Genomic DNA, 23,965 nt, shown 5'->3' with positions numbered 1-23,965 from the left:
TTTCGTACTGATCAACCACGAGGTGGCCACATGAGACTCCGCCGCAGCGCTCCGTCCGGTCCCGGCTGGACGCGCGTGAAGCACGGCAAGGGCTTCCGGTACCTGGACGCCCACGGCCGGCCGCTCGCGGCTGACGACATCGCGCGGGTGAAAGCCCTGGTCATCCCACCTGCATGGCGCGAGGTCTGGATCTGTCCGCACCCCAACGGCCACATTCAGGCGGTCGGCTACGACGACGCGGGCCGCCGCCAGTACCTCTACCACGAGCGGTGGCGCACCGACCGCGACGCCGAGAAGTTCGACCGCGTGCTGAAGCTCGCCAAGCGCCTGCGGAAGTTCCGCGAGCAGATCGTGAACGACATGAGGTCACGCGGCCGCAAGCGACTGCTCGCCATCGCGCTGCGCATGCTCGACCTGGGCGTCTTCCGCGTCGGTCACGAGGAGTACGCCGAGGACAACGGCACCCACGGCGTGGCGACGCTCCTTTGTGAGCATCTCAGCGTGCGCGGCGACCGGGTCAGGTTCCGGTTTCCCGCCAAGCACGGCGTCGAGGTCGACGAGGAGATCATCGACGCGATGCTCGCGCGCGCCGTCCGGTCACTTCTCCAGGGCCAGCCCCCGGACTGCCGCGTCTTCGACCTCACCGCTGACGACATCAACGATCGATTCCGCGAACTGGTCGGCGAGGAGTTCAGCGTGAAGGACCTCCGCACCTGGCACGCCACGGTGCGAGCAGCCCAGGCGTTCGCGCGAGCCCTCCTGGAACGAGGCAAACCGTCGAAACGAGCGGTCAGCGCGGTGATGAGGGAGGTGGCGGAAGACCTGGGCAACACGGCGGCCGTCGCGCGGAAGTCCTACGTCGACCCACGCCTGGTCGAAGCGTTCGAACGCGGCGAGGTCATCGGCAACGGCGATCCGGAACGGGCGGTGCGGAAGCTGCTCACACGCTCTTGAGCGCCGCCGCCCGATCACACTGCCGGCACCAGACGGCGCCCTGCGCCGCCGCCAGAGCGGCGAACCCGGCCAGCAGGTGCAGCGCGTTGCTGCCGGGGTTGACGTTCAGCACGTTCACGACCTGGTCGTCGTACCTGGCCGTGCCCAGGCCGAACGTCACCAGCAGCAGCATGGACGTCAGCAGCCCCACTCCGCTCAACGCCTTCAAGCGGGGAACCGCCAGCAGCAACGCGACGCCGAGGACGACGTGGATGGTGTTCTGCAACGGGTTCACCCTCAGCCCGATCAACCACATGTCGGACTCGCCGGCAAAAGGGGAGAAGCCGGTCACGAAGAACCCCGCCACCCCCCAGAGTGCGAGCAGGGCACCGGTGCTGATCGCCAGCTTCTGGGGCCACCGCAACCGGTTCATGCGGCCAGTATCGCGAAAACCCGACATTCCCGCTCGCCCATTTCACTCCTCCGCCAGCAGGTCGTGCCGCAGCTGCTCCAGCGACTTGGTGAGCAGGCGCGACACGTGCATCTGGGAGATCCCGACGCGACGCGCGATCTCCGTCTGGGTCAGCCGTCCGAAGAACCGCAGGACGACGATGGTCCGTTCACGCCGCGGAAGGCCCCGCAGCATCGGCTGCAGGGCCTCGTGGATCTCCACGCCTTCCAGGGCGGGGTCGTCGACCGTCGAGCCCTCCAGCGAGTCCAAGGGCGCGAACGCGACGTTCTTCTCCACGCGCAGGCCCTCGTAGACGTCGGAAATCGACACCCCCAGGTGCCGGGCGATCTCGGAGGGAGTGGGAGATCGCCCGGTCTTGTGCGACAGCTCGGCGGTCGCGCCGTCGATGGAGTCACACAGCTCTTTCAACCTGCGCGGCACGCGCACCGCCCAGCACTGGTCGCGGAAGTGCCGCCGCACCTCCCCGGTGATCGTGGGCACGGCATAGGACAGGAAGTCCGTCTGCCGGTTCACGTCGTACCGGTCGATGGCGTTGATCAGTCCGACCGCGGCCACCTGCGCGAGGTCTTCCATCGGCTCGCCGCGTTCGCTGAAGCGGCGGGCGATGTGCCGGGCGAGCGGGAGGTATTCGCGCACCAGCCGATCCCGCAGCGCGTAGTAGCGCGGCGAGTCACGTGCGGTGCGGGCGAGTTCCTCGAACGCCGCGTGTTGATCTGGCGTCAACGGGCACCGCGATCAGACCTGGGGCGGCGGCGTGACGTCGCCACGCCAGGCACCGGTCTCGGTGCCGCGGTTCTCGATGAACTCCTTGAACCGCTTCAGGTCGCCCTCGACCCGGTGGCCGACCACGCCGAGCGCGGCACCCGCCTTCTCGGTGATGGTCTCGGGGTCGTACTCCATCTGGAGATGCACCCGAGTCGTGTCGTTGTCGAGGCGGTGGAACGTCACCACGCCACCCTGCGGCGGCCCGTCGACCGTGGTCCACGCGACGCGCTCGTCCGGGTGCTGCTCGGTGATCTCCGCGTCGAACTCGCGGACGACCCCGCCGATCTTCGTGGTCCAGTGGGTCCTGGTCGGCGTGACCTGGTCGATCTTCTCGACGCCGTCCATGAACGCCGGGAAGGATTCGAACTGAGTCCACTGGTTGTAAGCCGTGCTCACCGGCACGTGGACGTCCACCGACTTCTCAATGGTGGTCACGAAACCTCCTCCTACTGAGTTGCTTGCACGAGGTGAGTACCCAAGGCACGGCTCGTTACACATCGTGTCCGGTCCACTCTGGACGGACACGGAGAGTGCTGAACCAATCGCGACATGCGCATCACGAAATTGCGCACAGTAGTCAAAATGGTTGTGATCCACGTCATACTGATCGGCATTCCAGGCCCTAGGAGGCGCCGGTGCTCGAGGCGAACAACCTTGAGGTTGTCTACGACGACGTGATGCTGGTGCTCCGCGGCGTGAGCCTCAAGGTGCCCAAAGGCAAGGTCGTCGCCCTGCTCGGTGCCAACGGAGCTGGGAAAACAACGCTGATGAGGGCGTTCAGCGGCCTGCTCGACGTGCACGACGGCAAGGTCACCAAGGGCTCGATCACGCTCGACGGTGAACCGATCCACCGCCTTTCACCAGCGAAAATCGCCGACAGGGGCATCAAACAGGCCCTGGAGGGCCGCAGAATCCTCGCCGAGCTGACCGTCGACGAGAACCTCAAGGTCGGAGGTCACGCCCGCCCCAAGAGCCTCAAGAGCAACCTCGAACGGTGCTACGAGCTCTTCCCGCAGCTCGCGGAACGGCGAAGGCAGAGCGCCGGCTACCTGTCCGGCGGGGAGCAGCAGATGCTTTCGATCGGCAGGGCGCTCATGTCCGAACCCGCCTACCTGCTGCTCGACGAGCCCAGCCTCGGGCTCGCGCCGCTGCTGGTGCAGCAGATCCGCGACCTCGTCGTGAAGATCAACGAACAGGGCACCACGGTCCTGCTGGTCGAGCAGAACGCCAGCATGGCGCTGTCCATCGCCGATCACGGGTACGTGCTGGAGACCGGCAAGGTCGTCATGGACAAGCCCGCCGCGGCGCTCCTCGCCGACGACGACATCCGCGAGTTCTACCTCGGGCTCGGCACCTCCTCGTTCCGTGCGGTCAAGCACTACAAGCGCAGGAAGCGGTGGCTTTCATGAGCGTGCTGGAAGTCGAGGGCATCCGGCTCGCGTTCGACGGGGTCGTGGCCGTCGACGGTGTGTCGTTCGAGGTCGAGGAGGGCGAGCTCTTCGCCATCATCGGCCCGAACGGTGCAGGCAAGACCTCCATCTTCAACGTCCTGAGCGGCGTCTACCGGCCGCAACAGGGCACGGTGCGGTTCCAGGGCGACGACCTCATCGGCATGCGCCCGCACCGCATCGCCGCGAGGGGCCTGGCCCGCACGTTCCAGAACATCGAGCTGTTCTCGCACCTCACCGTGGTCGAGAACCTCATGCTCGGCCGCCACAACCACATGAACTACGGCGCTCTCTCGGCGTTCTTCTGGCTCGGCAGAGCGCGCAACGAGGAGCTGAAGAACCGGTTCGCGGTCGAGGACGTGATCGACTTCCTGGAACTGGAGCAGTGGCGCCGGTACCCGGTCGGACTGCTGCCCTACGGCGTGCAGAAGCGCGTCGAACTGGGCAGGGCGCTCGCGATGGAGCCGAAGCTCCTTCTGCTCGACGAGCCGGTCGCGGGCATGAACGTCGAGGAGACCGAGGACATGGCCCGGTTCATCCTCGACGTCCGGGAGGAGCTGAACATCCCGATGATCATGGTGGAGCACGACATGGGCCTCGTGATGGACCTCGCCGACCGGGTGATGGTCATGGACTTCGGCCGCCCGATCCGCACCGGCACGCCCGCCGAGGTGCAGCAGGATCCCGACGTCATCCGCGCCTACCTCGGCGAGCAGCACAAGAGCGTGACGCCATGACCACCACCGTCGTCACGCGGGTGAAGAACAGGGCGGTCAACACGCCTGACCAGATCGCGTTGCGCGCCAAGGACTTCGGCATCTGGCAGGAGGTCAGCTGGGCCTGCTACTGGGCGAACGTCGAACTGGTCGGGCACGCGCTGCTGGCACTCGGGCTGAAGCCGGGCGAGCGGGTCGCGATCCACTCGGAGAACCGGCGCGAGTGGCTCTACGCCGATCTCGGCATCGTCGCGGCGCGCGGCATCACGGTCGGCCTCTATCCGACGAACCCCGCCTCGGAGGTCGCCTACCTCCTGTCGCACTCGGGCGCGCGGATCCTGATCGCCGAGGACCAGGAACAGGTCGACAAGGCGTTGCTGGTGCTGGAGGACACCCCCGATCTCGAATGGATCGTCTACCTCGAACCGCGCGGGATCAAAGGACGCTACGACAACCCGAAGCTGATGTGGTGGGACGACTTCCTCGCACTCGGCGCGGCACATCGCGACGAGTTCGGAGCCGAGCTCGCCGAACGGATGGCGGCGACCGAGCCGGACGACGTCATGACGTTGATCTACACGTCCGGGACCACCGGGCCGCCGAAGGGCGCGATGCTCACCGTGGCGAACGTCGAGTTCGCCGTTCACGTGCTGGTGGAGGGCGGCGGTTTCACTTCGCCACCGCCGTCCTCCACCGATGTGACGCTGTCCTACCTGCCGCTGTGCCACGTCGCGGAACGCATCTTCACCACGTGGTTCAGCGCGGCCAGCGGCGTGCAGGTGCACTTCGCCGAGTCCATCGAGACGGTGCAGGCGAACCTGCGCGAGGTGCAGCCGACGATCCTGTTCGGCGTGCCCCGCATCTGGGAGAAGGTGCTGGCGGGCGTCACGATCGGCGTGTCCAGCGCGTCGTGGCTCAAGCGTTCGGTCACCCGGTTCTGGCTCAAGCGAGCGGAAAGCATCGGCGAGACGCTCGTCAGGACCGGCGGCACGCACACGGCGCAAAGCAGACTGATCTACGCGCTGGGCTGGCTGTTCTGCTTCCGCGCGCTGAAGGCCAGGATCGGCATGCGCCACGTCAGGTACGCCGCGTCCGGCGCCGCGCCGATCGCGCCGGACGTGCTGAAGTTCTTCATGGGCATCGGGGTTCCGATGCACGAGGTCTACGGCATGACCGAGAACACCGCCGTGGCAACGGGAAACAGGCCGGGACGGGTCAAGGTCGGCACGGTCGGCGAACCGCAGCCCGGCATCGAGCTGCGGATCGACGAGGAGACCGGCGAGATCCTCACCAGGCACGCAGGCACGTTCGCGGGCTACTGGCGCGATCCCGAGGCCACGCAACGGGTCGTGTCCGACGGCTGGCTGCACACCGGTGACGTCGGCGAGTGGGTCGACGAGACGCACGTGAAGATCACCGACCGGATGAAGGACATCATCATCACCGCGGGCGGCAAGAACATCGCGCCCTCGGAGCTCGAGAACGCGTTGAAGACCTCGCCGTACATCAAGGAAGCCGTGGTGATCGGCGACCAGCGGGCGTACCTGGTGGCGTTGATCGGCATCGAGTACGAGACGGTCGGGCACTGGGCGCAGCAGCGCAAGCTCACCTACACCACCTACCGGGACCTGTCGGAGAAGCCGGAGGTCCTGGAGCTGGTGCAGTCGATCGTGACCGAGGTGAACAGCAGGTTCGCCAACGTCGAGCAGATCAAGAAGTTCAGGATGTTCCCCAAGGAGCTCGACCACGAGGACGGCGAGCTGACCGCGACGCAGAAGGTGAAGAGATCCGCGCTGGGCAAGATGTTCGACGACCTCGTGGAGAGCATGTATGGATGAGTTTCTCCAGTCGTTGATCCGGGGTCTCGGCACCGGGTCCATCTACGCGTTGCTGGCGCTCGGCTTCGTGATCATCTACAAGTCGACGCAGGTGATCAGCTTCGCGCAGCCGGCGTTCATGCTGGCGGGTGCGGTGCTGGTCTCCTACCTGTCACCGGCGGTGTCGTTCTTCGGTGCGGTGCTGGTGGCGGCCGCGCTGATCGCGGTGCTGGCACTGGGCGTGGAGCGCACGGTGCTGCGGCCCATGGTCGGCAAACCCGTGTTCGTGGTCGCGATCATCACCATCGGCGTGGACGTCGTGGTCAGGGTCGTGACGAACGCGTTCATCGGCCTGGACGTGCGGCAGGTCGGTGATCCGTGGGGCCTCACGACCATGTCGTTCCTGGGCGCCGAGGTGCAGCAGCGGTACCTGGTGATGATCGGGACCACCGCCGTCGTGACGGCCGCGTTGTTCGCGTTCTTCCGGTACTCGCGGATCGGGCTCGCGATGCGGGCGGTCGCCTACGACCAGGAAGTCGCGCTGGCGCAAGGGATCTCGGTCGGGTCGGTGTTCGCGCTGTCGTGGGCACTGGCCGGCGGGCTCGCCGCGCTGGCCGGCGTGTTCGTGGCGACCGGCGCCGGAGTCGACCAGCAGTTGTGGATCGTCGCGCTGAAAGCGTTGCCCGCGATCATCCTCGGTGGACTCGAGTCGCTGGGCGGTGCGGTCGTGGGCGGACTCGCGGTGGGGATCGTCGAGTCGCTTTTCGGTACCTACCAGGGTGATTTCGCGCCGTGGCTCGGGCCGAACTTCGCGCTCGTCGCGCCGTACGCGTTGATGCTGCTGGTGTTGCTCGTCAGACCCTATGGACTGTTCGGCAAGAGGGAGGTGGAACGGCTGTGAATGGGCCAAAAACCATCAAGGGCAGGCCAGAGCTGTACACCTCGTACGGGCAGGACATGGCGTTCCTGAACACGCGCCCGAAGCGGGCGTGGACGGGTGGCCTCGTCGTGCTCGCCCTGCTGGTCCCGTTCCTCATCACGGACGACCTGCTGCAGCTGCTCGCGACCGGGTTCGTGGCCGCGATCGGCGCGATCGGGCTGAACATCGTCACGGGCTACGCGGGCCAGGTGTCGCTGGGGCACGCGTTCTTCCTCGCGATCGGCGCGTACACGGGTGCGGCGCTGTCGGGATCAGAGACCGGGCGGGTGATCGGGTTCGGCATCACGTCGCTGCCGATCTGGCTGCTGGCCTCCGGTCTGGTGGCCGCGTTCTTCGGCGTCCTGGTGGCGCCGGTGGCGGTGCGGTTGCGGGGTCTCTACCTCGCGATCGTGACGCTGGGGCTGGTCTTCCTGGGAGAGCACGTGTTCCGGGAGTGGACGTCGCTGACCGGCGGGCCGGGTGTCGGGCGGCCCGCGGCCGTGCCCGAGCTCTTCGGGGTGCGGCTGGACAGGGACAACGCGTTGTTCACGGCGGCGCAACAGCTCTATCTGGTGATGTTCGTGCTGCTGGTGATTTTCGGTGTGCTGGCACGGAATCTGGTGCGCTCGCGGGTCGGCCGGGCGTTCGCGGCGGTGCGGGACAGGGATCTGGCCGCGTCGGTGATCGGCGTGGACCTGACGAAGTACAAGGTCCTGGCGTTCGCGGTGTCCTCGTTCTACGCGGGTGTCGCCGGCGCGCTGCTGTTCGTGGTGAACGGGTTCTTCGATCCGGGCTCGTTCAACCTGCTGTTGTCAGTGCAGTACATCGCGATGGTGCTCATCGGCGGCGCGGGCACCATCTCCGGCGCGATCATGGGCGCGCTCTTCATCACACTGCTGCCACGCATCACCAGGGAACTGCCCGCGGTGCTGCCGTTCATCAGTGGTGACGCGACCGGCGCGGTCACGGTCTTCCAGCTGGAGGCCGTTCTCTACGGCGTGCTCATCATCGTGTTCCTCATCGTCGAGCCACGCGGGTTGTTCGGCATCTGGGTGCGCATCCGCAACTACTGGCGCACCTGGCCGTTCTCGTACTGAGGAGAGAATCCCCATGTCTGGTAAGAGATTCGCAGTCATATTCGTAGGAGCGTTGGCTCTTGCCTCATGTCGTGGCGGGGACGGCGCCGCGCCGCAGGAGGGCGCGGGCGGCATCAAGGTCGACGTCGGAGTCACGAAAGAGGCGTGTCCCAACGCCGTCGACAAGTCCAAGGGCTGCATCTACCTGGGCACCATCTCGGACCTCACCGAAGGCCCGTTCAAGACGCTGGCCGTGCCGATCACGGACGCGCAGAAGGCGTTCTGGAAGCGCGTGAACGACAAGGGCGGCATCGGCGGCTACGAGATCGACGTCACGAAGTACGTCAAGGACAACAAGTACAACCCGCAGATCCACAACCAGGTCTACCAGGAGATCAAGGGCAACGTCCTGGCTCTGACGCAGACGCTGGGCTCTCCCACCACCGCCGCGATCCTGCCGGACCTCGAGAACACCCAGATGGTGTCGGTGCCCGCGTCGTGGACCTCGTTGTGGGGCTTCGAGGAGGTCGTGCTGGAGTCCGGCACGAACTACTGCGTCGAGTCGATGAACACCGTCGACTACGCCGTCGAGAAGCTCGGCGTGAAGTCCGTGATGGCCGTGCACCTCGCCGGTGACTACGGCGACGACGCTGCTGCCGGCGCCCGCATCGCCGCCGAGAAGCGCGGGTTGTCGTTCGAGAACGTGACGACGCAGACGGGCCAGGACAACCAGGGCGGCGCGATCGACGCCGTGGTGTCCAAGAAGCCTGACCTGGTGGTCCTGACGACAGGTCCGACCGATGCGGCCGTGATCATCGGGCAGGCCGCGGCTCGTGGGTACAAGGGCAAGTTCATCGGCACCTCGCCGACGTGGAACCCCGGCCTGCTGAAGTCGCCGGCCGCACCCGCGATCAAGGCGCTGTACCTGCAGTCGGCACCGTGGAAGGCGTGGGCGACCGAGTCCGTCGGCCACACCGCGATGCGCGCCGCGCTGCCCGGCGTGACGCCGAACGACGGCTACACGGCCGGTTGGGTGTGGGCGTACGCGCTGAAGGCCGCGCTGGAGAAGGCGGCTCAGAACAAGGACCTGACGCGTGCCGGTGTCCTCGCCGCCGTGCGCCAGCTCAGCTCGGTGGACTACGAGGGCATGCTTCCTTCGGGTGCTGGCAATTTCTCCGCTTCGCCCCAGGACGCACTGTTCCGTCAGTCACTCATCTACCGCCCGGACGACGCCGCTCCGACCGGAGTGACGCTGGTGGAGGACTTCTTCACCGGCTCGACGGCAAAAGATTTCAAGTTCGAGAAGCCCTGCTACCAGTGAACCGAACGGGTGACACCCGCCGCTGACCACCGCGATCTCTGGCTAGTCTCGCTGGTGAGCCAGTGCAGGAGGTAGTAGCGGTGATGTCGTGCGTCGAGGTTCGCCGATCCGCCGGAGGCCTCCGGTTGTTCGTTCGTCCCCCGGCCGCGCTGCGCTGGAGCGCGCGGCTGGGGTACGAACGGGTGTCGGAGCTGCTGAGTGCGATTCGTCAGGCCGAGTCGTGCACGGTGCCGGACGTGGCACTGCGGTACGTACCCGACCAGCGCACCGGCGAGGCGGTCCTGGCGTGCCCGCGGGTCCGTCCTTCTGGACGCTGACGAGGTGTCCGCGTTACGAGACATCCTGCGCGCGCACATGCCCGACAGGATGCGGCCTCTGCCCGTGTAGGCACCGCCGGCTCGGCTACACGCCGAGCGTGCGCGCCAGCCACCCTCAGAAGGCCGCCTTGCCGCCGACCGGCACCTCGTCGACGTACCGCGACTCGCCGACGAGCAACGTCTGGAGCTTCGCCACCAGCGTCTGCGCGTCCTCGCTCGCGAAGAACGTGCTGTGCGCCTCCGCCGTCGTCCAGCCCTCGGTGACGTGGATGACGTCCGGGTCGGCGGCCGAGCGGCCCACCAGGAAGACCACGCAGTCGTCGTTCGCGAGCGAGGGCGCGTCGAGCAGGAACTCGACGACCTCGTCGCCCTTGCCGGGTCGTGCGGTCAGGGTGGCGTGGAAACCGTGCTCGACACTCATCTGTTCCTACCTCTCATCCGGTATTGCCGTGCTGGCGATGCACCAATCAGATCAGTCTGAACAGGGCAAACACGAGAACAATGCTGCCGGTCTCTTGCTCGATCCTGCCAAACGGCACTGTGTGCCGGGTGACGATCGAACACACGAGCCGGGCGTACGGACAGCGGGCCGACGAGTACATCGACGCCGTCGGCACGATGGAGGCCACCTCACCCGTCGACCGCGACCTGGTCGGCGCCTGGGCCCGAAAGCACTCCGGCGGGCAGATCCTCGACGTCGGGTGCGGGCCTGGACAGTGGACGAACTGGTTGCGGGAACAGGGCATCACCGTCACGGGCGTCGACCCGACACCGGAGTTCCTCGACCGCGCCCGAACCCGGTACCCGGACGCCCGTTTCAGGGCAGGCCGAGCCGAAGCGCTCGACGTCGCCGCCGGCAGCCTCTCCGGGATCCTCGCCTGGTTCTCGCTGATCCACACGCCCCCGCACGAGGTGCCCGCGATCCTCGACGAGTTCGCCCGCTGCGTCGAACCCGGCGGCGGGCTTCTCCTGGGGTTCTTCGAGGGCCCGGAGCTCGTCCCGTTCGATCACAAGATCGTCACCGCGTACTTCTGGCCGATCGACGAGCTCAGCCGCGTGGTCGAAAAGGCCGGATTCACCGTCACGAGCCGTGATGCGCGCGTCGACCCCGGATCACGGCGGCAGGGCGCGATCACGGCGATCCGGACCTGACCGGAGCTTTCAGCTGATCGGCGCCGGTGAACTGGCTTCGGGGACCACGACCGCGGGTGTGCCGGTGCCGTCGGAGGGCACGGCCCAGACGTCGTTCAGCCCGTCGTCGCGCTGGATGCCGTACGCGACGGTCTTGTCGTCCAGCCAGACCGGCTGGTCGTCGACGCTGCGGGTCTCGGCGAGCGGCGTGATCTTGCGCGTCTGAAGGTCCAGCACGGAGATCCGCCATCCCTGCTGCGGATCACCGTTGACCGCCGCCTTGTAGGCGATGCGGGTGCCGTCCGGTGACAGCGACGGGCACTCGACGTTGTCGGCGTCCACGAGCGGGCGGACCTTGCGGGCCGCGAAGTCGCCCTCGACGAGGTAGCGGTGCCCGCCGGTGGACATGGTGGCGTAGAAGCGGTTGTCGTCGGCGGTGAACGTGACGCCCCAGAAGTTCGTGTCCACCGGCCGCTGGGGCATGCCCTCGACGGCGAACTCCTCCAGCGACTCCACCAGCGTTCCGGTCTTCGTGTCGAGGACGCCGGTGCTCGTGGAGAACCCGTTGGCGGCGTAGGAATGCCCGTCGACGAACAGCGTCCACGCCACCATGCGGCCGTTGGCCGAAACCCGCGTGCGGTTCGGGAATCCGGTCAGCGGGACCGTGCGCAGCTCCTTCAACTGGCTGTCCAGCACGGCCAGTTCGCTCGCTTTCAGCGCGCCGACCGGGCGCAGGCAGGAGATGGTGCCCGCGGCGGAGTACGCGCGGTCGCAACGTTGTTCGGTGACCTGCCGCGATCCGGCCGGATCGTCGCGGGACACGGTGGAGAGCTTGCCGTTGCTGAGCACCATCAGCCGCGGGCCCGTGCCAGTCGGAACGGAGTGCGCGGCCTGTTCCGGAGCGGACCCCGACAGCACGGTGTAGCCGATCGCGACGCCGCCCAGCAGCACGGCGGAGATCAGGGTGATCAGCAGGCGGTTGTTCATGAGCGTCGGCGTCCCAGCAGTGCGGCGGTGGTGATCAGGGCCAGGACGACCGCGACCGCGGCGGCCCTGGTGGCGGTCTCGGGGCTCCAGAACTGCCAGGCGAGCCCGAACAGCACGGACGAGCCGAGGTAGGCGATCGCCTGTCCACTTTGGATCAGCGCGATGCCGGTGGTGCGCAGGCGTTCCGGCAGGACCGGGCCGGCGAGCGCCATCAGCACGCCGTCCGTGGCCGCGTAGAAGACGCCGTAGAGCAGCACCACCGCGACCAGCAGCGGCCAGCCGCCGATCGGGCCGTGCAGCAGCAGGTAGACCAGCGTCAGCGCGCCGTAGCCGCCCAGCATGATCTTCAGCCTGCCGACCCGGTCGGCGAGCGCGCCCAGTGGTGCGGCGAGCAGCAGGTAGACCAGGCTCGTGCCGACGGCGAGCAGCGGGAACCAGCCGAAAGCCAGCCCTTCCCGCTTCTGCAGCAACAGGTACACGAACCCGTCGCCGACGGTGACCAGCCCGAGCAGCGCCGCGGCCAGCACGATCCTCCGGACGGCCGGGTCTTTCAGCAGGCCGAGCTTCAGGGGTTCTTTGCGCTGCACGGGTTCTGGCCGGTCCCGCACGTAGAGGACCAGGACCAGCACGCCGAACACGGCGATGCAGAAGCTGGTGACGAACACCGCGTCGAACGACTGTGCCGACGCGGCGAGCACGGCCATCGCGACCAGCGGCCCGGCGAACGCGCCGATGCCGTCCATCGCCCGGTGCACGCCGAACGCTCGTCCCAGGTCACCGCTGGGCGTCGACAACGTGATCAGCGCGTCCCTCGGCGCGGTGCGCAGGCCCTTGCCCGCGCGGTCCGCGGTGATCACGAACCCGAGCGCGGTCATGGAGTTGCCCGCGGCCAGCAGACCGAGCTTGGCCACCGCCGAGAGGCCGTAGCCGAAGCCGGCGACCGCCTTGCGCCTGTTGGTGCGGTCGGCGAGATAGCCGCCGGCCAGCCTGAGCAACGTGGTGGCGCCGGTGTAGACGCCGTCGATCAGCCCGTACGCTGCCGGGCTGAGCTGGAGGCCGATGACCAGGTACAGCGGCAGGATCGCGGCCACCATCTCCGACGACACGTCGGTGATCAGGCTGACCGTGCCGAGCGCGAAGACGTTGCCGCTCAGCCCTTTCCAGTTCGCCGTCCTGGGTTTGTCTATTGTGGACAGATACACGATCGGCCTCCAGCAGCCCGTCAGTGGCAGTTCGTGGTGCCGCTGTCGGTGTAGGTCTTGCCCGCCTCCGGGACGAACTGCCAGTCGAAGCTGTTGCTGTGCAGCGTCAGCTTCAGCACACCGCGGGTGCCGGTGTTGCGCGCCTCGCTGTTCGGCTTGATCGTGCCGAAGCTGTAGGCCCCCGCGCCGCCCATGCCCGCGACGAACGTCCGGATGCCGCGTGCCGTGTCCAGCCCGCCGTTGGGGTTCTGCGGGGCGAACCGCTCGTAGTGGTGGTTGTGCCCGAAGAGCACCAGATCGGCGTTGGCGTCGTACAGCGCCTGGAACAACGGCCTGGTGGCCGTCGAGGGCGCGTGGTTGGAACCGCTGGTGAACAGCGGGTGGTGCCAGTACGCCGCGGTGCACGGCTTCGTGCTCGCCGCCAGGTCCTGCCGCAGCCACTGCTCCTGCGCGCTGCCCGCCGACATGCTGATGTTGGAGTTCAGCGACACGATGTGCCAGTTGCCGAGGTCGTAGGAGTAGTAGCCCCGCCCCGACGGCCCTGCCTGCGCCCCGAAGTAGTTGTAGTACCCGGTGGCACCAGTGGTGTGGTAGTCGTGGTTGCCCGGCGACGGCCGCGTGCGTGCCTTGTGCCGGCCCCACGTGGGCTCGTAGTAGCTCGCGAACTGCGACGCGGTGCCGTCCGGGTAGACGTTGTCGCCCGTGGTCCAGACCGTGCCCTGGATGTTGTCCAGCAGCGCGGCCGTGGCGGAGTCACCGGAACCCGAGTCGGCGATGTCGCCCGCGCCGACCCAGACCGGGTCGCCGGGCGGCTCTGTCGTGCCGCTCGTGACCACGAGCTGGGGTGCCGTGGTGGCACCGGACTCGCGCGAGTCGTAGTCGGCGCCGTCCGAGCTGCTCGACGTGACGCCGATGCTGAACGTGCCGTTGCCCGTGACGTAGCTCGTCACGTCGATCTCGTACCAGGCGTTGCGCACGACCGACCCGAGGGAGCCGAGCGTGCTGCCGTCGACGGCGGGCTGGTTGTTCCAGGTGACGCCGGTTTCGGACCAGCTGACGTTCGTCATGGACCGGAACGTGCCGCCGTTCGGGCTTTCCGCACCGGCGACGTCGTCGGTGTGGATGCGCAGCTTGGCGTTGCTGACCGCGCCGCTGATCCCGGAGACGGCGAACCTGAGGAACGTCCGCTTGATCGACGAGTTGTCGACGCCCAGCTGGCCGGACGTGCCGTAGTTGGTACCGGTGGCGGCGTTGTCGACGTAGGTGTCGGCGGTGGGGGTGAACGTGGTGGTGGCTGCGTGAGCCGCTGTGGAGGCGGTGAGGGTGGCCGCCGTGACGACGACCGTGGTGAGCACGGCTAATGGAGCCCTGCGACGTGACATGCCAGCGCACTTCCTTGTTGGCGGACATGGGCCGTCGCGAAGGCTAGGGCTCAAATGAGCTTCACGCGGTGATCGTTCGGCGGCAGTTGGGTGAACGGCCGGGAAATCCCCCTCAGGGGTGGAACTGCCGCGGAAGTATTTCCGCGGCGAATGGATGCTCCTAGCAGATATGGGAGTCGAGGTCCACGATCTTCGCTGGCTCAGCGCCGTGCCGGGAGCCGAGCTCGTGGTCGGGCTGGACGAGGTGAGCGAGTGCGCCGCCGGCGGTCACCGGGTGACGGTGTTGATCGACCTGGTGCCGGACAACGTGTCGTTGCTCCGGAGTATGGCCGCCCACGCGGTGGGGGAGGGCGCGCGCAAGGTGCGCGTGCGGCCCTACGGCGTCGATCGGGTCGACCTCGTCTACGCGGCCGTCGAGCTGAACCGGGTCGCCGAGGACGACGCCGTCGAGGTCCAGTTCGACGTCACGTCCGCCGCGCTGCTGCGGGCGGACCCGTCGGCGTTCGTGCGAGTCGATCCGCTGGTGGTCAAGCCTGACGGCACGGTCGTGCCGATCTGCGCTGGGCTGGAGCAGTACGCGCTGGGCTCACTGGGCTCGCTGGGCTCGCTCGACGAGCTGCTGGCCTCGTGGGATCCCGAACCGGTCAGGGACCTGTGCGAGGTCGCGCTGTCCCGCGCACTGGCCGACACCGGGCCCCTGGTCTCCTGGTACGAGCACCTCACCCGGACAGCAGCCGGGATGCGGGCCTGGTGTTGATCACGAGGTCCGGCGTGATGCCGCAGTCCTCCGCCCGCGCACAGCCGTAGTTCAGCCAGTCCAGCTGGCCGGGCGCGTGCGCGTCGCTGTCGATCGAGAACGTGCAGCCCGCGTCGACGGCGAGGCTGAGCAGCCTGCGTGGGGGATCGAGCCGCTCCGGTCGTGAGTTGATCTCCACCGCCGTGCCGCCCGCCGCGCAGGCCTCGAAGACCCGTTCCGCGTCGAACTGGGACTCCGGCCTGCCCTTGCCCACGACCAGGCGTCCCGTGCAGTGGCCGAGGATGTCGACGTGCGGGTTCGTCACTGCGGTCACCATCCGTTCGGTCATCTCGGCCCTCGGCATCTTCAGTTTCGAGTGGACGCTCGCGACCACGACGTCCAGCCGTGCCAGCAGGTCCTCGTCCTGGTCGAGCGAGCCGTCGTCGAGGATGTCGACCTCGATGCCGGTCAGGATCAGGAACGGCGCCAGCTCCACGTTCAGCTCGGCGACGACCTCGAGCTGCTTCTCCAGGCGTTCGCGCGACAGTCCATTCGCGACGGTCAGACGCGGTGAGTGGTCCGTCAGCACCATGAACTCGTGGCCGAGATCCCGTGCCGCCTCCGCCATGTCCCTGATCGGGCTGCCGCCGTCTGACCAGTCCGAGTGGACGTGGCAGTCGCCCTTCAGCTTCGCCCGCAGCTCCTCGCCGCCGCTGATGTCGACGTGCCGCAGCTTCGCGAGATAAGCGGGTTCACGGTTCGCGAGCGCGTCCAGGACAACGCCCGCGGTGGACTTCCCCACGCCTTTCAGGTCGGTGAGAGTGCCCAGTTTCGCCCGCTTTTCGACCTCCGCGGGGTCGAGATCGGCGAGAACGGCGGCCGCGTTGCGGAACGCCTGGACGCGGTAGGTCGGCTCGCCCGCCCGTTCGAGGTGGAAGGCCACCTGCTTCAACGCCTTGACCGGATCCATACCTCTTCCTACCTCATCCACTCCCTGTACGCCTTCTGTTGTTGGAGCCGCGCCGATCCACGATGATGTCGGCCATGTCCCCACGCCCGGCCGGTGTCCCGCCGGTGAACGGAGCCGGCTCGCGGCGCAAGCGCAGCAAGGGCGACCTGACCTCGCAGGCCATTCTCGACGCGGCGGAGCGGCTGCTCGAGACGAAGTCGCTCGACGAGATCGCCGTCGACGAGCTGACGTCGGGCGCGGGAATCTCCCGATCCACGTTCTACTTCCACTACGAGTCGCGCGAAGCCGTTCTGCACGCGTTGTCGGAACGGGTCGCGGACGACCTCTACGACTCCGCGGCGCTGTGGTTGCGGCGCGGCAGCGAACCTCCGGCGGACTCGATCCGGCGCGCGATCGCGGGAACCGTCGCGTTGTGGAGGGCACACGGCCCTGTTCTGCGCGCGGCGGTGCGTGCCCGTGACACGAGCGAACTGGTGCGCGGGTTCTGGACCGGGGTCGCGCGGAAGTTCGTCGAGTCCGCGGCGCAGCAGATCGAGATCGAACGGGACGCGGGCATCGCGGTACCAGGGCCGCCTACCGCGCGTGCTCTCGCGACCGCGCTGGTGACGATGAACGAGTCCATGTGCCACAGCCTGTCGCTCTCGCGGAAGTCGGCTGCTCGTGATCGCGAGGTCGTCGACACGCTGACCGCTGTGTGGCTGCGGGCCGTGTACGGGGTTTCCGAGTAGATAAGCGGTGTTCGTTGCCGCTCGACACCGTGTCGAATAATTTCGCCACCATGTCGAGCAACCCGTTTTCGCTGATCGGACACGTCGCGCTGGTCACCGGCGGCACCCGTGGCATTGGCCTGGAGTCGGTGCGAGCGCTGGCCCGCGCGGGGGCGAGCGTTGCCGTCGTTGCGCGCACGGCCGAGACCACCAAGGAGGTCGCGGCGGCCGTCGAGCGCGAGTTCCACATCGAGGCACTGCCCGTCGTCGCCGACATCGGCCACGACGACGAGATCCCCGGCATCATCTCGTCGGTCGTCGATCGCTTCGGCCGCATCGATGTGCTGGTCAACAACGCGGGCGCCGCGCCCCCGTTCGGTCCGCTGATCGACGTGTCCGCCAAGGCGTTCGACAAGATCATGGCCGTCAACGTGCGCGCGCCGCTGTCGCTGACCCGTGCCGCTGTGGCCGCGGGGCTGGGTTCGGGCGGCGGGTCGGTCGTCAACATCGTGTCCGCCGCCGGTCTCAAGGCCGAGCCGTACATGGGGCTGTACTCGGCGGCCAAGGCGGCGATGATCAGTGCGACCAGGACGCTGGCCCGTGAGCTCGGTCCTGCCGGGATCCGCGTGAACGCCGTCGCTCCTGGCGTGATCAGGACCGATTTCTCCGCTGCCATCGTGGCGAACGAGGACCTGCACGCCTCGGTGGTCGCGAAGACCGCGCTGGGGCGGGTGGGTGAAGCCTCCGAGGTCGCCGGTGCCGTGGCGTACCTGGCTTCCGCTGCCGCCGCCTACACCACCGGTTCGATCATCGTCGTCGACGGCGGGACGGTGGCGTGATGGAGCTCGTTCCACTCGGAACCATGACCGCGCGGCTGCGAAAGCCTTACAAGCTCCCGAAAACTCCCGTCGGAGATCGTCTGATCTACGAGGTCGAGTCCGGTTCGTTCGAAGGCGAGCGTTTGCGCGGCGTCATGCACGGCACGTCGAGCGCCGACTGGCTGACCATCGGCCCCGACGGCACGGCAACGCTGGACGTGCGCTCCGTGCTGCGGACTCACGACGACGCGTTCGTGTTCCTGCACTACTCAGGACGGGTTGACGTCTCGAATGGTTTCGGCGCGCCGTTGTACGCGGCCCCTTTGTTCGAGACCGGCGACGACCGCTACCGCTGGTTGAACCGCGTCCAGGCAGTCGCGAAGGGCGTGCTCGACGGCCTCGTCCTGACCTACGAGGTGTGCGAAGTGCGGTGAATTTCACCCGACCTTCGGGGGTTCCGATCGGGTCAGTGACTGCGGAAGCGTCAGTCGCTGACCAACAATCGGAGGGGTGCGCGGTGAGGAAGCGTTGGGGTGCGGCGGCTTTGGCTGCTCCGCTGTTCATGTCCCTGGTGGGAACGGCCCAGGCGGCACCGGGGCCGTTGGACGAGTACTACACCCAGACCGTGGCGTGGGCAGAGTGCCCGGCCGGCTGGGTTTCGCCCTCGACGGGAGTCGAGTGCGCCACGGTGATCGTGCCGATGGACTACAAGAACCCGGACAACGGCAACCTGGAAATCGCCATCTCGCGGAAGAAGGCCACGGATCCCGCGCGCCGCAGAGGTGTGCTGCTGACCAACCCCGGCGGGCCAGGCGGTTCCGGCCTGGGTGCCGTGCACTGGTTCAACGCCCAGACCGAGGTGTTGAAGATCTACGACGTGATCGGCATGGACCCGCGAGGTGTCGGCCGTTCCACGCAGCTGCGATGCATCTCGACGCCTACCGACGACGAGTTCCCTTCGCGTCCAACGGATTCGCAGCTCGCGAACTGGTCGGAGTACGCCCGCGCCGTCGAGGACAACTGCCAGCGCGGCGGTGGCGAGATGCGCCGGTTCGTCTCGACCATGAACACCGCCCGCGACATGGACGTCATCCGCGGTGCGTTGGGGGAGAAGAAGATCTCCTACGTCGGCTACTCCTACGGCACGCAGCTCGGCGCCGTTTTCGGCTCGATGTTCCCGAAGTCGCTCGACCGCAGCGTCCTCGACTCGGCTCTCGACCCGCTGAAGACGTGGCACGAGCAGGACGTCGACGTGGTGGACGCCATCACGGACAACCTGAAGAAGTGGACCGAGTGGACGGCCGCGCGCAACGGCACGTACGGCCTCGGGACCACGCCTGCCGCTGTGCGTGGAGAACTTGACGCGATCGCCGCGAAGCTGAAGGCCGGCCCGTACGGTGGCTACGCGGACGTGTCGTCCTTCGACTACGCGGTCGGGGCCACCCGTTACCGTCGCTCGTGGGCGGCGTTCTCGCGTCACATCGCCTCGATCAAGGCCGGTGCGGCTGACCCTGCCGAGGCCTCCGCGATCGTGGCGGCGCTGAAGAAGGGCGACATCGAGCCGACCTCCGCCGGTACGTACCAGGCCGTCACCTGTGAGTGGGACTGGTTCACCGACGTCAACACCTACTACAACGACATGAAGCGCTGGCGGGACACCAACCCCTACGGCGGCACGGTCGACTACATGGCGCCGACCAACTGCACGTTCCGCGCGTTCAAGCGACCCGAGAAGATCCCGGCGATCACGCGCAAGTACCCGGCCGGCCTCGTGGTGAACTCCGACGGCGACACCCAGACCCCGCTGGCCAACGGGCGGGTCATGGCAGAGCACCTCAACCAGCCGCTGATCAACGTGTCCAACGACGGTCAGCATGGCCACTACGCGTTGCGCCGCACGCTTGCGTGGACGCGCTGGTGAACAAGTACCTGGTGTCCGGCATCCTGCCGGCGTCGCGGGTGACCTGTGCCGGGACGGACATCGCCGAGAACGTGCCTCCGGGTGCGGCTGCCTCGCTGACGGCGCAGTCTTCACGGCCGTTGAGCGACGTCCTGGGCGAGATCGCGGCGGAGACGAAGCCGTTCTGATCGTCTGAACGATCTTGTCGGACCCTGTGAGTACGTTGAAACGCAGGGGTTCCCAGCTCACGGACCCCTGCGTCAGCGAGAACGCAAGGCCTCACTTTCCGCAGTGGCTGCTGCCATACTGGTGAGGTGGCTCTGGACAGGAGCGGATTCGCCTGCGAGCCGAGCGAGCTGGGTCTCGGTCGGTGGGTCCGCCATGCCTTGGAGCTCGAGACCAGGGAGTCCGTGCAGAAGGCTTTCGAGCGGCCCCCGCGATCCCCGCTCCCCGAACGCCGGGACGCGGTTGTCTCGTGGCTTGCCGGCGAATACGCCCCACGGTTGGTTGTAGGTCCTGGTGGGCAAGGTGCCACTCAGATGCGAAACACCACCGCTGACCTCGTCTCGCGCAGCTTGGCAGGTGATCGGGTTGTCATGGAGGTCAAGCGCTTCAAAGGGCTGCGGCGCCGGTTCAGGGAGGCCGACGAACGGGAAGCGTTCGTTGAAGAGCGCTTGCGCCTGGATTGGGACCGCCGAGCCGGCGGGAGTCAGGTAGAGGACTATTTTCGGACCCTCGTTGAGGGGTTCTACGAGGAACCGACCGAAGCCACTCACGCTGTCCAAGAGCCATGCCCGGCTCTGTCGGACGGCAATCCTCGGGACAACTCCCTGGTCATCGGTACTTGCGGTTCAGGCAAGACCGCTCTTTTCACGACGGCCTGGTACTACTTCGAGTCGGTCCACAACCGAGTGGTGGTTTCGCGCGACGACGATGCCTCCACTGTTGTCCTCGTCGCGCGCGACGAGGTAGAAGCGCTTCGTCTGAAGACGTGCAAACTCGCCGCCGTCAAACGGCTCGGCATGATTCTCCGGACTCGTCTGTCGCGGTTGCACGGTCTCATTCATGCGGCCCGTCGCCTGCTTGCGCCCCCTGGTCGTCTCGTCACCTCCTCGCCCCAGCACACTCGTGGTCCCAACACCCCGTGAATGACCGCACCCATCGTCATTCGCGGGATGTCGTTCGCTCACGCGTAGCGCAGCTGACTCGACTCCCCCCAGTTGGCAGGAGTCCATCAATGCTCGCGCCACTTCTCGCAGTTCTGTTCAAGCCCAGTGTCGGCCTTCCCGCGCTCCTCGTGGGCGCCGTGCTGATCGCGGTCGTTCTGATCTACAAGTACCGCTCGCAGATGAATCCCGAGCTGGCGAAGGTTCGCGCCCTGGAGAAGGTCATCAAAAGGTCGATGCCCTGGTGGCGACGAAGGGAGGATGCCATCGCCGACGAGTGCGTGAAGTCAGCGATCAACGCTCTGTCCACCAGTACCTCTGAGCCTGTGAACGAAGACCCTGCTGCCGCACAAGATGAAGCCCCGGCGGACGAACACAAGGACGACACCACTCCGGAGGGCAGAGGCAGCCCATAGCGGGGACCAGGTGCGTTGGAGGAAGCCAACAAGCGCTCCCCAACCATGTCTTTCTGTTCGGCTGGTCGTCGAGTCCGGCCCCTGCGTCTGCGTGTTCTCAGGCGAACCAGGTACCGCCACCGGTCTGCCGATAGCCAAGTGCCCGGTACACCGCGTCCACCAGCGACTGCCCGCGCTCGTTGAGGGCGAGCCCAGGCCCCTGCCTGTTCATCGTGTAGCCGAACGAGATCCGCGCCCGAGGATCGGCGAAGCCGAGCGAGCCGCCCATTCCGGTGTGCCCGAACGCCTCCTCGGGCATCAGCAGACCTTCGGCGTCGTTGGGCGGCAGGTGAGAGTTGTCGACGGCCTTCTGGAACCCGAGCGCGAACCGCGACGGCACGCCGATCACGGCGTCGAGCCCCGACACGGCGGCAACGGACATCTGTGGGATCTGCGACTCCTCGACCAGGCGCACGCCGTTGTAGGAGCCGCCGAGAGCCAGCGGCCGGTACATGCCGGCGAGTCCGCGGGCGTTCGAGATGCCGCCGATCGCGCCCATCTCGGCGGTGTGCGCGGCGCGGGAGTCGGACTCGCCGGGCGCCATGTAGCCGCCGTTGTTGAGCAGCATCAGGCCGGGCACCGACTCCGGCTGCGTCAGCGCGGTGATGAACAGCGACGGCAGCAGGATCCCCGGTTGTGTCGGGTCGACGGGGATCGTGTGCGCGACATGCGGTTCGAGGTCGTCCGGCAGGCCCATCCAGAAGTCGAGGCCCAGCGGCCCGGAGACCTCCTTCTCGAAGAACTGGCCCAGCGACAGCCCGGTGACGCGGCGGACGATCTCGCCGACCAGGAAGCCGAACGTCAGGCCGTGGTAGCCGTGCCGGGTGCCCGGCTCCCACAGCGGCTTCTGCGCGGCGAGCTTCGAGGTGATCAGGTCCCAGTCGTAGAAGGCGCCGGCGGGCAGCCATTCGGTGACCGCGGGCAGACCTGCCTGATGCGACAGGACGTGCCGGACCAGCGTTGCGTCCTTGCCCTCGACGCCGTACTCGGGCCAGTACTGAACCACCGGTGCGTTCAGGTCCAGCACACCGCGCGAGGCGAGGATGTGCGCGCACAGGGCAGTGGCGGCCTTGGTGCACGACCACACGTGAACGATGGTCTCCTCGGACCAGAGCTGACCCGTGACGGGGTCGGCGACACCGCCCCAGAGATCGACGACGGGCTCGCCGTCGAGGGTCACGTGCACGGAGGCGCCGACCTCGCCGCGCTCAGCGAAGTTGCGTTCGAACTCGGTGCGCACCTCGTCGAAGCGCGGGGCACACGTTCCCTGGATCGACATTGACCCTCCTCGTCACGGCGGCTGGACCTCTAGGGCATCACCGAGAGGAACCACGGATTAGTAGGGAACACTTATCGGCTAACACACTCAGCCCAACCGTCCTACCGAGAGTGACTGATCCGGTACGGAAAGCGGCCCTGCCGAGTCGAGACACCCACATGGAAGACTCAGCGCAGCTCCGCCGAAGTCCGCCGGGAGGCCGTCATCGTCGACACTCCGCTCCGCGCCAGTCCCCAGCGAGTCGAGCTCCACGGCCGCGAACCGGAACTGCGCGCCGTGCTCGACTGCGTCGACCACGCGCCCGCGACCGGGCTCGTCGTGGTCCAGGTGAGCGGCGAGCCGGGCATCGGCAAGACGAGCCTGCTCGCGGAGATCGCGCGCCGGCTGCGGGAGCGTCACCGCGGAGTGCTGGCCTCGGCATCGGACGTGCTGGGCAAACGCATCCCGTACGGCGCGGTGGTCGCCTTGATCCGGTCGCTGTCCGTGCCGCCGCCGCTGGACAAGATCCGCACGGACGCGCTGGCGGCGCTGGAGATCTCGGTGACCGAGGACTCCGGCGCGTGGTTCGGCCGCGCCTGCGACCGGGTCGTGCGCCTGCTCACCGAGCTCACGGCGACGCGCCCAGCGGCGTTGCTGATCGACGACCTCGACCACGTCGACGACGACTCCCTCGCCCTGCTGACGCTGGTTCTGCGGCGCGTGTCGGCCGCACCGCTCGTGCTGATCACCGCGAGCCGTTCGCACACCAGCGAACCGGGTGCGGAGAGCCTGCTCGACCGCGTCGAACAGCACGCCGAGGTCATGCGCATCGACCTGGCCCCGCTGTCGGGCGCCGACGTCGCCCGCATCGTCGAAGCCGTCCTGCAGACCGCCGTGGACGAGGGTCTCGCCCGCGAAGTCCAGCAACGATCCGACGGCAACCCGTTCTTCGTCACCGAGATCGCGCGCTCGCTGAGGGAGCTCGACCTGGTGACGGTCGACGGCAACCGCGCCCGGCTCGCGGTGTCCCCTGACGCGATCCGGCTGACCCGGCGCGAGGCCGTGCTGCGCCGCGTCGCGCCTCTCGAGAACGACACCCGGCTCGTCGCGCGAGCGGTCGCGGTGTTCCGCAGGGTGCGCCTGGACCAGATCTCGTTGCTGGCACGGGTGGCGTCACTCCCGGAGGAGACCGTCGTCGCGGCGTTCGACGAGCTTCTGCGCGCACACATCGTGGTGCACGACGACGACCGCGGCTACCGCTTCTCCCACGCCCTCGTCGGCGAGGCGTTGTACCACGAGGTCGGCCCTGCCCAGCGCCGTCACCTGCACTCGCTGATCTCGGCACGCCTGCTGGAAGACCGCGCCCACGGCCTGCCCGTCGACCTCCTCCAACTCGCCTGGCACCTCGCCGAGTCCGCGGCACCCGGCGACCGCGTGGCCGTCGGCGTGCTGGCCGAGGCCGCCTCGCT

The 23,965-nt window shown here is 67.7% G+C and carries 27 protein-coding genes; 18 read left to right on the top strand and 9 right to left on the bottom strand.

The features are described from left to right. Positions 1-30 precede the first annotated feature (30 nt). A complete protein-coding gene (locus FXN61_RS08605) occupies positions 31-954 on the top strand; it encodes a DNA topoisomerase IB (protein ID WP_167971987.1) in 924 nt (307 codons plus the stop codon). On the opposite strand, the gene FXN61_RS08600 is transcribed toward FXN61_RS08605, so the two are convergent. The 3 genes from FXN61_RS08600 to FXN61_RS08590 are packed head-to-tail and all read right to left on the bottom strand — an operon-like array spanning position 941 to position 2,605. Continuing rightward, positions 941-1,366, bottom strand: a complete 426-nt coding sequence (locus FXN61_RS08600) for a DUF4383 domain-containing protein (RefSeq protein ID WP_167971985.1) — start codon at positions 1,364-1,366, stop codon at positions 941-943. The genes FXN61_RS08605 and FXN61_RS08600 overlap by 14 nt on opposite strands. 42 nt (positions 1,367-1,408) lie before the next feature. Then, positions 1,409-2,128: a SigB/SigF/SigG family RNA polymerase sigma factor gene (locus FXN61_RS08595; protein ID WP_167971983.1), complete on the bottom strand. Its 720-nt coding sequence runs from the start codon at positions 2,126-2,128 to the stop codon at positions 1,409-1,411. A gap of 12 nt (positions 2,129-2,140) precedes the next feature. After that, positions 2,141-2,605: an SRPBCC family protein gene (locus FXN61_RS08590; RefSeq protein ID WP_167971981.1), complete on the bottom strand. Its 465-nt coding sequence runs from the start codon at positions 2,603-2,605 to the stop codon at positions 2,141-2,143. Positions 2,606-2,805: 200 nt separating this feature from the next. On the opposite strand from FXN61_RS08590, the gene FXN61_RS08585 reads away from it, so the two are divergent. The 7 genes from FXN61_RS08585 to FXN61_RS08555 all read left to right on the top strand — a co-directional run bounded on the left by FXN61_RS08585 (position 2,806) and on the right by FXN61_RS08555 (position 9,784). Continuing rightward, entirely contained in the window at positions 2,806-3,579 is a 774-nt protein-coding gene (locus tag FXN61_RS08585; protein ID WP_167971979.1) for an ABC transporter ATP-binding protein, read from the top strand. Then, a complete protein-coding gene (locus FXN61_RS08580; RefSeq protein WP_167971977.1) occupies positions 3,576-4,355 on the top strand; it encodes an ABC transporter ATP-binding protein in 780 nt (259 codons plus the stop codon). Before FXN61_RS08585 ends, FXN61_RS08580 begins: the two co-directional genes overlap by 4 nt. Then, the gene (locus FXN61_RS08575; RefSeq protein ID WP_167971975.1) at positions 4,352-6,172 is read left to right on the top strand and encodes an AMP-dependent synthetase/ligase; all 1,821 of its coding nucleotides are present in this window, start codon (positions 4,352-4,354) and stop codon (positions 6,170-6,172) included. The genes FXN61_RS08580 and FXN61_RS08575 overlap by 4 nt, the downstream gene beginning before the upstream one ends. Beyond that, a complete protein-coding gene (locus tag FXN61_RS08570; RefSeq protein WP_167971973.1) occupies positions 6,165-7,052 on the top strand; it encodes a branched-chain amino acid ABC transporter permease in 888 nt (295 codons plus the stop codon). Before FXN61_RS08575 ends, FXN61_RS08570 begins: the two co-directional genes overlap by 8 nt. Continuing rightward, positions 7,049-8,167 (top strand): branched-chain amino acid ABC transporter permease, encoded by a 1,119-nt coding sequence (locus FXN61_RS08565; protein WP_223165348.1) that lies wholly within the window; start codon positions 7,049-7,051, stop codon positions 8,165-8,167. The genes FXN61_RS08570 and FXN61_RS08565 overlap by 4 nt, the downstream gene beginning before the upstream one ends. A 13-nt stretch (positions 8,168-8,180) precedes the next feature. Then, positions 8,181-9,467: an ABC transporter substrate-binding protein gene (locus tag FXN61_RS08560; protein ID WP_167971971.1), complete on the top strand. Its 1,287-nt coding sequence runs from the start codon at positions 8,181-8,183 to the stop codon at positions 9,465-9,467. Positions 9,468-9,529: 62 nt separating this feature from the next. Beyond that, on the top strand, positions 9,530-9,784 hold the full coding sequence (locus FXN61_RS08555; RefSeq protein ID WP_167971969.1) for a hypothetical protein: 255 nt from the start codon (positions 9,530-9,532) through the stop codon (positions 9,782-9,784). 115 nt (positions 9,785-9,899) lie between these two features. Here the strand turns inward: FXN61_RS08555 and FXN61_RS08550 are convergent, their stop codons facing one another. Next, positions 9,900-10,205 (bottom strand): putative quinol monooxygenase, encoded by a 306-nt coding sequence (locus FXN61_RS08550; RefSeq protein ID WP_167971967.1) that lies wholly within the window; start codon positions 10,203-10,205, stop codon positions 9,900-9,902. Between the two features lie 128 nt (positions 10,206-10,333). On the opposite strand from FXN61_RS08550, the gene FXN61_RS08545 reads away from it, so the two are divergent. Further along, positions 10,334-10,936, top strand: a complete 603-nt coding sequence (locus FXN61_RS08545) for a class I SAM-dependent methyltransferase (RefSeq protein WP_223165347.1) — start codon at positions 10,334-10,336, stop codon at positions 10,934-10,936. Between the two features lie 9 nt (positions 10,937-10,945). On the opposite strand, the gene FXN61_RS08540 is transcribed toward FXN61_RS08545, so the two are convergent. The 3 genes from FXN61_RS08540 to FXN61_RS08530 are packed head-to-tail and all read right to left on the bottom strand — an operon-like array spanning position 10,946 to position 14,459. Continuing rightward, positions 10,946-11,902, bottom strand: coding sequence for a TolB-like translocation protein (locus FXN61_RS08540; protein ID WP_167971963.1), 957 nt, complete (start codon positions 11,900-11,902; stop codon positions 10,946-10,948). Then, positions 11,899-13,104, bottom strand: a complete 1,206-nt coding sequence (locus FXN61_RS08535; RefSeq protein WP_167971961.1) for an MFS transporter — start codon at positions 13,102-13,104, stop codon at positions 11,899-11,901. The genes FXN61_RS08540 and FXN61_RS08535 overlap by 4 nt, the downstream gene beginning before the upstream one ends. Before the next feature lie 20 nt (positions 13,105-13,124). Beyond that, on the bottom strand, positions 13,125-14,459 hold the full coding sequence (locus FXN61_RS08530) for a CBM96 family carbohydrate-binding protein (protein WP_312877603.1): 1,335 nt from the start codon (positions 14,457-14,459) through the stop codon (positions 13,125-13,127). Positions 14,460-14,655: 196 nt separating this feature from the next. Between FXN61_RS08530 and FXN61_RS08525 the strand changes: the two genes are divergently transcribed. After that, the gene (locus FXN61_RS08525) at positions 14,656-15,243 is read left to right on the top strand and encodes a hypothetical protein (RefSeq protein ID WP_223165346.1); all 588 of its coding nucleotides are present in this window, start codon (positions 14,656-14,658) and stop codon (positions 15,241-15,243) included. Here FXN61_RS08525 and FXN61_RS08520 read toward each other — a convergent pair. Next, positions 15,206-16,192, bottom strand: a complete 987-nt coding sequence (locus FXN61_RS08520; RefSeq protein WP_167971955.1) for a PHP domain-containing protein — start codon at positions 16,190-16,192, stop codon at positions 15,206-15,208. The two genes, FXN61_RS08525 and FXN61_RS08520, sit on opposite strands and share 38 nt — an antisense overlap. A 74-nt stretch (positions 16,193-16,266) precedes the next feature. On the opposite strand from FXN61_RS08520, the gene FXN61_RS08515 reads away from it, so the two are divergent. The 7 genes from FXN61_RS08515 (at position 16,267) to FXN61_RS08485 (ending at position 21,199) form a co-directional block, all read left to right on the top strand. Further along, positions 16,267-16,920, top strand: a complete 654-nt coding sequence (locus FXN61_RS08515; protein WP_167971953.1) for a TetR/AcrR family transcriptional regulator — start codon at positions 16,267-16,269, stop codon at positions 16,918-16,920. A gap of 14 nt (positions 16,921-16,934) precedes the next feature. Continuing rightward, positions 16,935-17,738, top strand: a complete 804-nt coding sequence (locus tag FXN61_RS08510; RefSeq protein WP_167971951.1) for an SDR family NAD(P)-dependent oxidoreductase — start codon at positions 16,935-16,937, stop codon at positions 17,736-17,738. Beyond that, entirely contained in the window at positions 17,738-18,151 is a 414-nt protein-coding gene (locus tag FXN61_RS08505) for a DUF3237 domain-containing protein (RefSeq protein WP_167971949.1), read from the top strand. The genes FXN61_RS08510 and FXN61_RS08505 overlap by 1 nt, the downstream gene beginning before the upstream one ends. Before the next feature lie 83 nt (positions 18,152-18,234). Continuing rightward, entirely contained in the window at positions 18,235-19,638 is a 1,404-nt protein-coding gene (locus FXN61_RS08500; RefSeq protein WP_167971947.1) for an alpha/beta fold hydrolase, read from the top strand. Continuing rightward, entirely contained in the window at positions 19,635-19,805 is a 171-nt protein-coding gene (locus FXN61_RS08495) for a hypothetical protein (protein WP_167971945.1), read from the top strand. Before FXN61_RS08500 ends, FXN61_RS08495 begins: the two co-directional genes overlap by 4 nt. 351 nt (positions 19,806-20,156) lie before the next feature. Next, entirely contained in the window at positions 20,157-20,765 is a 609-nt protein-coding gene (locus FXN61_RS08490) for a hypothetical protein (RefSeq protein ID WP_167971943.1), read from the top strand. Positions 20,766-20,854: 89 nt separating this feature from the next. After that, positions 20,855-21,199 carry a hypothetical protein gene (locus FXN61_RS08485; RefSeq protein WP_167971941.1) on the top strand — a complete coding sequence of 115 codons (345 nt, stop codon included), beginning with the start codon at positions 20,855-20,857 and terminating at the stop codon, positions 21,197-21,199. 97 nt (positions 21,200-21,296) lie between these two features. Here FXN61_RS08485 and FXN61_RS08480 read toward each other — a convergent pair whose 3' ends face one another. Continuing rightward, a complete protein-coding gene (locus FXN61_RS08480) occupies positions 21,297-22,517 on the bottom strand; it encodes a serine hydrolase domain-containing protein (RefSeq protein ID WP_167971939.1) in 1,221 nt (406 codons plus the stop codon). A gap of 276 nt (positions 22,518-22,793) precedes the next feature. Here FXN61_RS08480 and FXN61_RS08475 point away from each other — a divergent pair. Continuing rightward, positions 22,794-23,965, top strand: a 1,172-nt coding sequence (locus tag FXN61_RS08475) for an AAA family ATPase (RefSeq protein ID WP_167971937.1), incomplete at its 3' end; no start/stop codon positions are given.

Origin of the sequence: Lentzea indica, from assembly GCF_012184385.1 — a bacterium.
Classification (GTDB): Bacteria; Actinomycetota; Actinomycetes; order Mycobacteriales; family Pseudonocardiaceae; genus Lentzea; species Lentzea indica.
The sequence above is the reverse complement of the archived record's forward strand: the minus strand, read 5'-3'. Positions and strand labels throughout refer to the sequence as shown.